This window comes from Roseomonas sp. KE0001 (genome assembly GCF_016107285.1).
Taxonomy (GTDB): domain Bacteria; phylum Pseudomonadota; class Alphaproteobacteria; order Acetobacterales; family Acetobacteraceae; genus Pseudoroseomonas.
Genome location: NZ_RCVQ01000005.1, coordinates 172826 through 184695, shown reverse-complemented (window position 1 = coordinate 184695; position 11870 = coordinate 172826). Strand labels below are relative to the sequence as shown.

The window sequence follows — 11870 nt, the reverse complement described above, 5'->3', positions numbered from 1 at the left end:
GCGTGGGATGTTCGGACGGCGCGGCCTGCTGGCCACGGGATTGGCTTTCCTGCCGGGCGGCCGGACGGCGCGGGCCGCCGGGACCTCGCTCGTTCCCGCCGCGCATCCGGTGCTGGGCGATCATCTCGATCGCCTCCTGGAGCGACTGCCGGCCGGCACCCGGGCGGAACTCGTCGCGATGGGGGGCCGGCTGCGGCACGGTGGCCTGCTGGCCGAGGCGCTGCCTTTTCCCGCGGCGGCGCTCTTCGCCGGATTTCCCGGCGGCATGGCGGCGGAGGAACTGCGGGACTGGCTGCGCCACCCCGAGGGGCTGCGGCTGTGGCGGCAGGGCTGGGCGGAGGCCGGCTTCCACGCCCTGCCCTGCGGTGTCCTGGAGACGCCCCTGGCCCTGCGGGCCGGTCCCGGAACCACCGCCGAGGACCTCCGCCCCCGTGCCATGGCGGTACGGCCAGGGCCCCTGGCCATGGCCTGGGAGAGCCTGCCGGCCGCGACGCAGGGCGAGGGCACGGATGCCGCCCTGGGCTGGGACAAGCCGGGGTGGGACAGGCTGGAGTGGGAGAGAAGCGGGCGGCGGGCCTTCGCCTGGCCCGCCGCCTACGGTCAGCTGATCGAACTCGCCATGCCGGCCGAGGACTGGCGCCGGCTTTCCGGGGCGGCGCGTGCCCAGCTGACTGACGCCTGTGCCCTGGCCCTGGCGGAGCCCGCCCGGCTGGAACCGGCGGCCCGGCCCTTGCCGCCGGCCCTGGCGATGGGGCTGGCCCAGGCCCTGGGCCATAGCCTCGCCCTGCTGGTGCCCGAGCCGGCGCGGCGTGCCTACGCGGCGGCGCGCCGGGCCCGCTGGATCGGCCCGGCCATGGCCTGACGGCTGCCGGGCCTGCCTCATGTGCCCTGCAATCCGCGACGCAACAGGGCGATGTCGGCCGCGCTGGGCAACAGCGCCGGCAGCGGCAGCCCGAGCGTCCGACGCATGCCGAGCAGCAGCCCCGTCAGGCGCACCAACCCGCCGGCCAGCACCGCATAGGCGGCACCGATGGCACCGAGCCAGGGCACCAGCACCACCAGCGCCAAGGCCGTGGCGGCGAAGGAGACGGCCTGCACCGTCGAGGTGAAGCCGGGGCGGCCCAGGCAGAGGAAAAGCTGCATCGGCACCTGGCAGAGGCAGGAGATGGCGGCGCCGATCAGCAGGATATGGAAGATGCCGGCGGCGGCGGCGAATTCGGGGCCGTAGAGCAGGCGCAGCGCCAGCCCGCCCAGCACCCAGCCGCCGGCCACCATGCCGAACATGGCGTAGAGGATGACGCGGAAGAGCCGGTCGTGCATCGCCTTGGTCGAGGCTTCGTCGCGCCCGGCCATGGCCGGGAAGCCGACCGAGGCGACCGCCTGCTGCACCACCATCACGAGGCGCGACAGGCCGAAGGCGACGACGTAGAGGCCGAAATCCGCCTGCGACACCATCGTCACCAGCACCATGCGGTCGAGCGAGAGGGCGAGATTGGCCAGCACCGCATTGGGCGCGGCGCGGAGCGCGAAGGAGACGAGCGGACGCGCCTCCCGCCCGGCGCCGCGCCAGTGCGGCCGGCCCAGGCGCCACTGCCAGACCAGGAGCAGCCCCAGCACCAGCACCGCGCCGGCGAACATGCAGCCGGCCGCCAGCTCCGGCGTCATCGGCAGGGCCGCCGCGGCCACCAGGAGCAGCAGAAGATAGAGCAGCACATCGGCCTGATTGGCCGTGTTGGCCAGGCGGTACTGGCCGAGCGCGCTGAAGCTGTTCTTCAGCACCATGGCGATCAGCATCACCGGCGTGGCGGCCATCACCATGACCTGCGCGGCCAGGACGGTTTGCGGGTCGTAATTCCGGCCCATCAGCCAGGGCAGCAGCGCCAGCCCGACCAGGACACCGAGGGCCGAGAGGCCGAGGCCCAGGATGAGCGTCGCGCCCAGCACGGCGCCGGCGCGCTCCGGATGGCCCTTGGTGCGATAGACCTGCGCATAGGGCAGGCCGGCCAGCGCCATGGTGGCCAGGACCAGCGGCCAGAAGGTGATGGCGGCATAGGCGCCGCGCCCCTCCGGCCCCAGCATGCGGGCCAGGAAGACGCCGGTGGCCAGGTTCACCAGGGTGATGAAGGCCTGGCTGAACACCGTCTGCAGGAAGGCGAAGGCGGTGCGCTCGCCACGGACCAGCCCTCGCAGGCCGCGGCGGAGCGCGGCGCCGATCTCAGGCATGGAAATAGGCCGCGCGCAGCCCCCGGCGGTAGGCGCCGTGCGCCGGCGCCATCTTCGGATCGATGCCGTTCAGCACCACGCCGGCGATGCGCACCTCGGCCATCTGCAGGGCGGCGACGCCGTCCAGCACCGCCTCGCGATGCGACTTGCCCGACTGCGTGACCAGGATGGTCTCCTGCACCATGCGGCCGATCAGCGCGGCATCCGACACCGGGCCCACCGGCGGCGTGTCGACCAGCACGTAGTCATAGGCCTTGTCGGCGGCTTCCAGCAGCTCGGCCATGGCCGTGGTCGCGAGCAGGTCCTGCGGCGCCACGGCCTCCCCCTCGAAACGGCCCGCCGGCAGGATGTCCAGGCCGGCGACACTGTCGGAGGCGACGGCGGCGGTGGCCGGAAGCCTGCCCGAGAGGACATCCACCAGCCCCTGCTCGGCCTCCCGGCCGAAGGCGGCGCGCGCCACGCCGGGGCGGCGCAGGTCGGCATCGATCAGCAACACCCGGAGGCCCGAGGCGGCCAGGCTGCGCGCCAGGGCCAGGGCCAGGCTGGTCTTGCCCTCGCCCGGCAGGGCCGAGGTGACCGCCAGGCTGCGGATCCGGCCGATCCCGGTGCGGGGCAGCGCCAGCAGCATGCGCAGCGAGCGCAGGGCCTCCGCCGTGGCGGATTTCGGCTGATGCAGCACCTGCCAGTGCGGCGGGCGCCGGCGGGAGGTCTGCGGCAGCGCGACAAGCCCGCGCAGGCCGGTGGCCGCCTCCACCTCGCCGAGGGTGGCGAAGCCGGGGCGCAGACGGTCGCGCAGCATGGCGAGGCCCAGCGCGGTCACCGCCGCGACGACGCCGGAGATCGCCAGCAGCAGGCTCTTGCGCGGGAAGCTCGGCAGCAGCGGCGGCGTCCCGTAGGAGACCACGCGCGCATCGGCCTGCTGGATGCCCTCCTGCGCCGCGACCTGCTTCTGGCGGCTGAGCAGGTTCTCGTAGAGGGTGCGGGTGATGTTGACCTGCCGCTCCGCCTCGCGCGCCGGCGCGTCGTTGCGCTCATAGGCGCCCATCTCGCGCTCGAGATCGGCGACCGAGCGGCGCAACTCCATCTCCCGGGCGCGCGAGATCTGCACCTCGCTCTGCAACCCGCGCAGGACTTTGCCGACCTCCTCGCCGATCTTGCGCTGCACCTCGGAAACCTCGGCGCGCGCCGCGCGCAGGGACGGGTGGCTATTGCCGAACTGCGCGGCCATCTCGGCCTCGCGGCGGCGGGCGATCGCCTCCTGCTCACGCAGGCGCGAGATGGTGGCGGAGGCCTGCACGTCGGTGTCGGCATCGCCGGCGGCGGCCAGGCTGCGGCTTTCGCGCACGCGCTGCAGGCGGGCCTCGCGCTGCGCCAGATCGGCGCGGGCCATGGTCAGCTGGGCGTTCATCTCCGCCAGGCGCTGCGCCGTCAGGGAGGTGCCACCGGGCTGATAGAGCTGGAAGCGCTCGCGGTACTCCTGCAGCTCCCGCTCCGCCAGGCGCAGGCGATTGGCCTGCTCCTCCACCTCACGGTCGAGCCAGCTGCGCGCCGCGGTCAGAGCCTCGTTCTTAATCCGCCGCTGGTCCTCGATGTAGAGATCCACATGGCGGTTCACGATGCGGGTGGCGAGCTCGGGGCTGGACGCCTGGAAGGTCACGTTGATGACGAAGGAGCGGCCCGTATTGAAGACGGACAGACCGCGCTGATAGCTGGCGACCGCGATCTCGAAGCGCGTCTGCTCGTCGGGATCGCCGGCGAGAGCATCGGTCCAGCCGTCCAGCATTCGCGCCGCCGAGGTCAGGCCGGCGCGGCTGGCCAGATCCGCCAGGCCGCCCACGATGCGCGCGGACAGCGGCGGCGTCGGCTGGAAGTCGGCGAGCTTGGTCAGCTCGAGATCCTCGACGACGCGGCGCATCAACTGCGGGCTGGTCAGGATCTCCACCTCGCTGCGCACGGCATTGCCGTCGATGCCTGTCGCCGGGCCGGTCAGCACCTCGCGCAATTCCGCGTAATGCAACTGGCGCGTGTTCAGCATCACCATCGCGCTGGAAGAATAGATGGGCTGAAGGTTGATGATCACCACGAAAGCGAGGGCGAGCCAGGCCAGGATCCAGAGCGCGATGAAGCGCCGCGAGCGCCGGAAGATCCCCGCCAGGGCACCGAGCGAGGTCTCCTTCGACGCATGCGATCCCTGCGGCAGGGCGAGAGCGGGGAGATGGCTCTCCCCTTGTCCGTCAGGAATGCGGGCCGGGATCATCGCGAAATCCTCTTGCAGGGGCCGGGGGACAGCGACATGGCGAGGCGTGGTGGCATCGGTGGGGGGCTCCGCTTGGCAGATCCTGGAAAGCCGGACCCGCCCCTACTGGGCGCTTCGACAGGCGGCCGAACATCCTGGAATGCAGGTTTTCTGGCCTTCGGCGAGCACTTGGCCGGATACTAAGTCACAGTGAACCGCAAGTAGAACAAGATAAAATTTGGTCAGATCCGCTTACGTGATCTCACATTTCTTTGACCTTCGGCGTGCCTGTCGATGCGCATAACGCATTGCAGCATTCCACCGCAAGCCAGTATCTATTCCGAGCACGACACAAGACCTGTAGCAAAAAAAAGTCATATCTGGTTATTCAACCAAAAAGTTTCCCCTTGCGTGCGGGGGTGGATTCGTCACCCTTAAATGAACGCGCCTGGAGACCGATTGCATGTCAAGGCAAAATTATCGCGTCCTGGTTGCGGGCGGTTCGGGCTTCATCGGATCCAACCTCTGCCGCCGCCTGCTCGAACAAGGACATGAAGTCCTTTGTGTCGACAATTACTTCACGGGTTCGCGCTCCAACATTGCGGACCTGATCGGGAACCCCCGATTCGAGGCGATGCGCCACGATGTTACTTTCCCGCTTTATGTCGAGGTTGATCGAATATTCAATCTCGCCTGCCCGGCCTCGCCGGTGCATTACCAGTACGATCCCGTGCAGACGACCAAGGTCAGCGTGCTTGGCGCGATCAACATGCTTGGCCTTGCCAAGCGATTGAAGGCGCCCATCCTGCAGGCTTCCACCAGCGAGGTGTATGGCGATCCCACCCAGCACCCGCAGCGCGAGTCCTACTGGGGGAATGTCAACCCCATCGGGAGGCGCGCCTGCTATGATGAAGGCAAGCGCTGCGCCGAGACGCTTTTCTTCGATTACCGCCGCCAGCACGGCCTGAATGTAAAGGTCGCGCGGATCTTCAATACCTACGGTCCGGCGATGCATCCCGCGGATGGCCGCGTGGTTTCCAACTTCATCGTGCAGGCGCTGCGCGGAGAGCCCATCACGATCTATGGCGATGGCTCGCAGACCCGCGCCTTCTGCTATGTCGACGATCTGGTGGAGGGGCTGATCCGCCTGATGGACACGCCGCCCGAGGTCACCGGTCCGGTGAATCTCGGCAATCCCGGCGAGTTCACCATCCGCGAGCTGGCCGAGATGGTCATCCGCATGACCGGCTCCAGCTCGCAGCTCATCATGACGGCGCTGCCGGCCGATGATCCGAAGCAGCGTCGCCCCGACATCAGCAAGGCGCAGGAGCTGCTCGGCGGCTGGACGCCGAAGGTGCCGCTCGAGGAAGGGCTGGCCAGCACCATCGCCTATTTCCGCGAGGTGCTCAGCGGCGACGAGCCGCAGCCGCTGCCGCACATGGCGGCGGAAGCCTATGCCAATGCCCGGCTGCGCGTCGCCGCGCCGGAGGCGCCGCGGCCCGATCCGGCCGGCAGGCTCCGCGCATGAGGACCGGGCAGGCTTACAACGCCGACCTGCTGCGCCTTCTGGCGGAGCCGTCGCGGCCTGTCCGCCAGGGCGCTGGACACGCCTTCCGGGCGTCCAGCCATGCCATCAGGGTCTGCGTCGCCCTGGTCGACGCGCTGCAGGTGGCGGCCCTGGGCCTGCTGATCTGGGCGTTGTTCCCGCAGTCGATGGAGAATGGCTGGAGCGCCGCCGGCCTCGCCGTGCTGGCCGCGGTGCTGGCCGGCGTCACGCGCCGCGCGCTGCGGGTCGGCACGGCGCCGCAGCCGGATGCCGTCGCCGCCGTCGCCCTGCGCGCCGCCCTGGCCGTGGTGATCGCCGTCCCCACGGTGCTGTTCTGCGCCTGGATCGCCCGCCTGCCCGATGCCGGGGTGGGGCAGTCCATGCTCGGCTGGGGCCTGTTCTGGATTCTGGGCGCGGCGCCGGTGGCCTTCGGGCTGCGGCATCTCGCCAACCACATGGCGATCCGTCTTGGCCGCGCCGGTCCCGCCGTCGCCATCCTGGGCGATCCGGCGGAGCGGCAGCCGCTGGTCGATGTCGTGCAGCGCTTCGGCGCCTCCGGCTGGCACCTGGCCGCCTCCGCCGAGGAATCGCCGGAGACCCTGGAGCGCCTGGCCGGCCTGGCCGAGGCCGGTGAGCTCGACACGGTGATCCTGGCCTGCCGGGGCGAGGGCGCCCTGGAGCGGATCGAGGCCGTCTGTGCCCGCCTGGCCGACCAGCCGGTGCGGATCTGCCTCTCGCCCGGCTTCACCCCGGCCATGGCCGGGGCCCTGACCGGCCCGAGCCTGGCGGCCCTGCCGCTCTATGACCTGCGCGGCCGGCCTCAAAGCGGCTGGCCGGCGACGGCCAAGCGCAGCATGGACATCCTGCTGGCGGGTGGGGCGCTGCTGGTGCTTTCGCCGTTCCTGGCGCTGGTCGCGCTGGCCATCCGTCTGGAATCGCCCGGCAGCCCCTTCTTCGCCCAGTGGCGCTTCGGGCAGGGCAGCCGGCCCATCAAGGTCTGGAAGTTCCGCTCCATGTATGCCGATCGCGGCGACCGCACGGGTGCCGCGCGCACCCTGGCGCGTGATCCGCGCGTGACGCCGATCGGGCGGTTCATCCGCCGCACCAGCATCGACGAGCTGCCGCAACTCTTCTGCGTGCTGCGTGGCGACATGTCCCTCGTGGGCCCGCGTCCGCATCCGCTTCACATGCGCGTGGGCGATGCCTACTACTTCGATGCCGTCGAGGGCTATCGCGTGCGCCATGCCATCAAGCCCGGCCTCACCGGATGGGCGCAGATCAACGGTTCGCGCGGCGAGGTGGACACCCTGGCCAAGGCCCGCCGGCGGCTGGAGCTGGACCGGTGGTATCTGGACAACTGGTCGCTTTCCCTGGATCTCTGGATCATTCTGCGCACGGCGCTGGGCGGCTTCTCGACGCGCGGCGCGGATTGAGGCGGGTCCTCCCGCCCATGGCCAGGCTGCCCCGGCCTGTTCCGGGCCGGGGGCTTCCGCAGGCGGGCCTTCGCCTGCGGCCTATCATCAGCGGACGGCGCGACCATCCATGACACCAGCCCTGACCCTGCCGGCCCGCGGCACGCGCCTCGAGGAGGGGGGTGGCCTGCTGCAGGCGGATGCCATGCTGGCGGCCTGCGTCGCCCTGTTCCTGCCGCTGGCGATGCTGGCGGCCGGGCTGGCCGGCCCCCTGCGCCTGCTCTACCCGGCCATGGCCGTGGTGGCGGCCGGCTATCTCTACTTCCGCAACTCGCCCTGGTATGTCGGCCTGCTCGTCTGGCTGTTCTGCGCCTCGCCGCTGATCCGCCGCATGGTCGATCTGCCGCTCGGCTTCCAGCAGTCCAGCCCGATCCTGCTCGCGCCCTACGCCGCGGCGCTGTTCTGCGCCATCTCCTTCGTGACCTACCTGCTGCGGCCGCGGGCCAGGCTGATCGGGCCTTTCGTCGTCTTCCTCGTCTGCGTCGGATACGGCTGGGTGCTCGCCGCCTTCGCCGGCCGGCTGGCCTCCGGCATGGTCGATGTCCTGAAATGGGGCATCGGACCGCTGGTGGCCGTGCATCTGATGGCCCAGGCGAAGCAGTATCCGGCATTCCACCGCGTCGTGCTGAACAGCTTCGGCATCGCCTGCCCGGCCATGGCGGCCTATGGCATCATGCAGTTCATCGAACCGACGCCCTGGGACGCGGACTGGGTCTCGAACATGATCCTGCAGGGCATGACCTCGATGGGCCAGCCCTTGCCCTTCGAGCTGCGCGTCTTCGGCACCATGCATTCCCCGGGCTCCTTCGGCGCCTTCCTGATGGTCGGGTTGATCCTGCTGATCGGCCGGCCGCTGCCGCTGGCGCTGCCCGGCATGGCGCTGACGGTGCTGGGGCTGGCGCTGGCGCAGTACCGCGCCATCTGGACCGGCACGGCGATCGGCGTGCTGCTGGTCCTGTTCGGCGGCACGGCGCGCGAGCGGATGCGGATCATCATCGGCGGCATGGTGCTGGTGCTCGCCATGGGTCCCATGATCGCGGTGCCGGAGATGCAGGAGACCATTACCAAGCGCATCGAATCCCTGACGACGCTCGCCGCGGACGAGAGCGGCGAGGACCGGCTGAACCAGTACCGCGAGTTCCTGGAGGGCGAGGACCGGCTGATCATCGGCGAGGGGCTGGCCATCACCGGCGCCTCCCGCCAGATGGACGGCAAGCAGGGCGTGGTGATCGACAGCGGCATCATCGAGGTCTACACGGCGCTCGGCATCATCATGGCCACGGTGATGTTCGCCGCCATGGCCGTGCTGGTGCTGCGAACCTTCCGGGCCTCGGATGCCGTCTCGCCGCATATGCACCTCTACCGCGCCGTGGTGGTGGCCAGCTTCCTGCAGCTGCCCTTCGGCTCGGTGCATGTGGGCGAGGCGGGCTTCGGCGCCTGGCTCTGCCTCGGCCTCGCCATGGCCTCGATGCTGCCACGCAGTGACATCAGGAGAACGACGTGACGGACCGGCTCTGCATCGCCACCTGGATCGTGCTGGACAAGGTCGAGGAGGCGACGGACTTTCCGTCGGTCGGCGAGAACTCTTCCCGCGCCGCCTTCCAGCTCGTCTACTGGCGCTGCGTCGCGACCTTCTTCGCCACCAGCCTGGCGCATGATCCGGAAGCGCGCCACGTCCTCTATTCCAATGTGGATGTGGCCGAGGCGGCGCCGCCCGGCATCCTCGCCCATCTGCGCGCGCTGGGGGTCGAGTTCCGGCTCTGCGACATCACCTTCCGCCTGCCGAGCGGCAGTGTCAGCCGCTGGGGCAATCAGTTCTATGTCCTCGATGTCATTCGCGACTTCGCCGCGCATCCCGGGGGCGAGGCGCTGGTCCTGGTCGATTCCGACTGCGTGATCCGGCGCGCGCTGACGCCCCTGCTGCCGCGCATCCGTGAGCATCGCTGCCTGACCTATACGCTGCGCCCGCGGGACCAGAAGAATTACGAGCTTGGCCAGCTGCTCAACGGCATGAGCCATGCCCGCATGGGGCAGGTGCTCGAGGAGACCTTCGGCGTCTCGGTCGCGGAGCCGCCGCAGTATCACGGCGGCGAGTTCTTCGCCGCCACGCATGGCTTCTGCCGCGACCTCCTGCCGCGGATCGAGCAGCTCTGGCCCCGTGCCGTGGCCGAGGCGCGCTGGCCGGATTCGATCAAGGAGGAGGCGCATTTCCTCTCCATCCTGGCCTATGCCCAGGGCGTTCCGTCCTATACGGCGAATGACGTGATCCGGCGCATCTGGACCAACTTCGAGGACATCAACACCCAGCCCGACGATGCCGCGCTGGCGATCTGGCATGTCCCGGCCGAGAAGAAATACGGCATCCGCCGTCTGTGGCGGCATATGGAACGGCGCCGGCTGGTCGGCCAGAGACTGTCGCCGGAGACGAGCAACCGCTTGACCCGCCGCTATATCGGCGTGCCCCGGCGGGGGCCGGTGAAGCTCCTGCAGGATGTCGCGGAGAAGCTGCGCGAGCGGCTGCGGCAGCAGCTGGCCCGCTCCCGCCCTTCCGTCGCGCCCAAGATGCGGCGCGATCCCGCCAGCGGCTGAGGCCGGACCTCAGTCCGCCGCCAGTACCGGCTGAGCCTCGGCCCGCTGGTCGCCGGCAGCCGGCAGCGGCTGGATCAGGCCAAGACGCACCAGCTGCGCGGAGGATTCATAGCGTTCCGATACCGCGCTGCTGAAGTCGACGCCCCCCTTCTTCTGCAGCCCCTCGACATAGCGCCGGTAATCGGCGCCGTCGTTCTCATAGGCGCCGCGCGACAGCTCGGCCCGGGCGCGCTGCTCGAAATCGCCCAGGAACTTGAAGTGCAGCAGGGCCGCCGTCGCCGCGGACATGCGGGCCCCATGCAGGTAGTGGCCGGCGGAGGCGTAGCGCAGGCCAGGCCGCCAGCGCACCAGGGGCACCTTGTTCAACAGGGGCGGATAGGGCGGGCGCAGGCGCTGGATGGCAGGGATGCCGCGGAGGCCAGGCATATCGGCCAGGCGATAGCGGATGGCGCGCGCGATGCGGGCCGGCGGACGCCAGTCCAGCATGTCGGGATAGAAGACGCGCAGACGCGGACCGCCGATGACGCGGCGCCCGCCATCCGGCAGCATCTTGATGCGGTAGCCGCTGCGGTCGAAGTAGGGGCAGGCCTGGAGGAAAGACATTCCTGGCCGGTAATCCGCCGCGATGGCCGCGCCGCGCGGATACATGTCGAGCATCATGGCATGCAGGGCTTCCTCCTCCCGCGCCGCCAGTCGTGCGCAGAAGTCCGGCAGAGGCCGCGTCTCGCATCCGGCATAGATCAGCAGCTCATCGGCATCGACGACAACGCACCACTGTCCCATCCCATGGAGGTTGAGCAGCGGCTCGATCCAATCCATTCCGGCGCGTGCCGAGGACATCTTCTGCTGCGTGACGAAGAGATGGCAATCCGGCTGCTGCCGCAGGAAGTCGACGGAGCCGTCATCCGACCCGTTGTCGATCAGGAGGAAGCGGCCGACGCCGAGGTTCCTGTAGTGGTCGAGGAAAGCGGGAAGGCGGCCGGCCTCGTTGCGAATCTTGGCGAAGAGGCGGATCTCCCGCGGGTCCTCGGGGATGGGGCGCCCGTCCTCCGGCGGAAGCGGCGGCGGCAGCTTCGGCGTGTCGGTCACCTTGGCATCTCCTTCTCGGCGGCGGGGGCGGGGCGATTGTTCCGCGCCCCCCCTTTGTCGTCCATTCCGTTCGCGGCCCGCCGATTGACAAGCGCGCGATGGTCTTGGGCCCTCAGCGGGTTCGCAGGAACGCGGCGAAGGCGGCGAGCGTCTCCTCGCTGACGTGGTGCTCGATGCCCTCGGCATCGCGTTCGGCGACCTCGGCCGGCACGCCCACGGCCTGCAGCAGATCGACCACGACCCGATGCCGCGCCCGCACCTTGCAGGCCAGCGCATGGCCGGCCTCGGTCAGGAAAACGCTGCGGTAGGGCTTGGAATAGGCGAGGCCGAGGCTCTTCAGCCGGCTGATGCTCTTGATGGCGGTCGCGTGCGAGACGCCGAGGCGCCGCGCCAGGTCGGTCGGCCGCGCCTCGCCGTCCTCGCTGAGCAGGTCATCGATCAGCTCGACATAATCCTCCAGCACCGCGGAGGCGCGGCCGGCGCGGGCGGAGGCGTGGCGCGCCGCCTGGTCGCCCTCCGCCGGCATGTCGGCGGCCGCCGCGGGCCGGTCGGGAGGCGTCTGGCGGACCTCGGGAAGCTTGGTGTCGGGCGGCGTCATCGGAGCCGCAAGATGCCCCAGGGGCGAAGGTGTTGCAATCGCGGCAGATCGCATCAGATAAGTGTTGATTGTAGCCGAAGCTACAGGCTTAATATCCAGCATCAGATCGGTGACGCT

Annotated in this window: 9 protein-coding genes; 5 read left to right on the top strand and 4 right to left on the bottom strand. The window is 70.0% G+C overall.

Features of this window, described 5'->3' with window-relative positions; genetic code table 11:
• The first annotated feature begins 7 nt into the window (after nucleotides 1-7).
• Entirely contained in the window at nucleotides 8-862 is an 855-nt protein-coding gene (locus tag D9598_RS11945; protein ID WP_198366740.1) for a hypothetical protein, read from the top strand.
• A gap of 17 nt (nucleotides 863-879) precedes the next feature.
• Here the strand turns inward: D9598_RS11945 and D9598_RS11940 are convergent, their stop codons facing one another.
• Complete coding sequence (locus D9598_RS11940) at nucleotides 880-2223, bottom strand: lipopolysaccharide biosynthesis protein (RefSeq protein ID WP_198366739.1); 1344 nt, start codon at nucleotides 2221-2223, stop codon at nucleotides 880-882.
• Nucleotides 2216-4480 carry a polysaccharide biosynthesis tyrosine autokinase gene (locus tag D9598_RS11935; protein WP_198366738.1) on the bottom strand — a complete coding sequence of 755 codons (2265 nt, stop codon included), beginning with the start codon at nucleotides 4478-4480 and terminating at the stop codon, nucleotides 2216-2218. The genes D9598_RS11940 and D9598_RS11935 overlap by 8 nt, the downstream gene beginning before the upstream one ends.
• A gap of 442 nt (nucleotides 4481-4922) precedes the next feature.
• Here D9598_RS11935 and D9598_RS11930 point away from each other — a divergent pair, with 442 nt between their 5' ends.
• From D9598_RS11930 to D9598_RS11915, 4 genes are all read left to right on the top strand, one after another.
• Entirely contained in the window at nucleotides 4923-5987 is a 1065-nt protein-coding gene (locus tag D9598_RS11930; RefSeq protein ID WP_198366737.1) for a UDP-glucuronic acid decarboxylase family protein, read from the top strand.
• Complete coding sequence (locus D9598_RS11925) at nucleotides 5984-7438, top strand: sugar transferase (RefSeq protein WP_198366736.1); 1455 nt, start codon at nucleotides 5984-5986, stop codon at nucleotides 7436-7438. The genes D9598_RS11930 and D9598_RS11925 overlap by 4 nt, the downstream gene beginning before the upstream one ends.
• A 109-nt stretch (nucleotides 7439-7547) precedes the next feature.
• The gene (locus D9598_RS11920; RefSeq protein ID WP_198366735.1) at nucleotides 7548-8981 is read left to right on the top strand and encodes a hypothetical protein; all 1434 of its coding nucleotides are present in this window, start codon (nucleotides 7548-7550) and stop codon (nucleotides 8979-8981) included.
• A complete protein-coding gene (locus D9598_RS11915; RefSeq protein WP_198366734.1) occupies nucleotides 8978-10066 on the top strand; it encodes a hypothetical protein in 1089 nt (362 codons plus the stop codon). The genes D9598_RS11920 and D9598_RS11915 overlap by 4 nt, the downstream gene beginning before the upstream one ends.
• Before the next feature lie 9 nt (nucleotides 10067-10075).
• Here D9598_RS11915 and D9598_RS11910 read toward each other — a convergent pair whose 3' ends face one another.
• The gene (locus D9598_RS11910) at nucleotides 10076-11155 is read right to left on the bottom strand and encodes a glycosyltransferase family 2 protein (RefSeq protein WP_198366733.1); all 1080 of its coding nucleotides are present in this window, start codon (nucleotides 11153-11155) and stop codon (nucleotides 10076-10078) included.
• A gap of 112 nt (nucleotides 11156-11267) precedes the next feature.
• A complete protein-coding gene (gene mntR / locus D9598_RS11905; protein ID WP_198366732.1) occupies nucleotides 11268-11753 on the bottom strand; it encodes a manganese-binding transcriptional regulator MntR in 486 nt (161 codons plus the stop codon).
• Between the last annotated feature and the right edge of the window lie 117 nt (nucleotides 11754-11870).

Excerpts from the sequence above, each read along its gene's own strand:
- D9598_RS11945 (WP_198366740.1), top strand. The coding sequence starts at position 8 with ATGTTCGGACGGCGCGGCCTGCTGGCCACGGGATTGGCTTTCCTGCCG.
- D9598_RS11940 (WP_198366739.1), bottom strand. The coding sequence starts at position 2,223 with ATGCCTGAGATCGGCGCCGCGCTCCGCCGCGGCCTGCGAGGGCTGGTC.
- D9598_RS11935 (WP_198366738.1), bottom strand. The coding sequence starts at position 4,480 with ATGATCCCGGCCCGCATTCCTGACGGACAAGGGGAGAGCCATCTCCCC.
- D9598_RS11930 (WP_198366737.1), top strand. The coding sequence starts at position 4,923 with ATGTCAAGGCAAAATTATCGCGTCCTGGTTGCGGGCGGTTCGGGCTTC.
- D9598_RS11925 (WP_198366736.1), top strand. The coding sequence starts at position 5,984 with ATGAGGACCGGGCAGGCTTACAACGCCGACCTGCTGCGCCTTCTGGCG.
- D9598_RS11920 (WP_198366735.1), top strand. The coding sequence starts at position 7,548 with ATGACACCAGCCCTGACCCTGCCGGCCCGCGGCACGCGCCTCGAGGAG.
- mntR (WP_198366732.1), bottom strand. The coding sequence starts at position 11,753 with ATGACGCCGCCCGACACCAAGCTTCCCGAGGTCCGCCAGACGCCTCCC.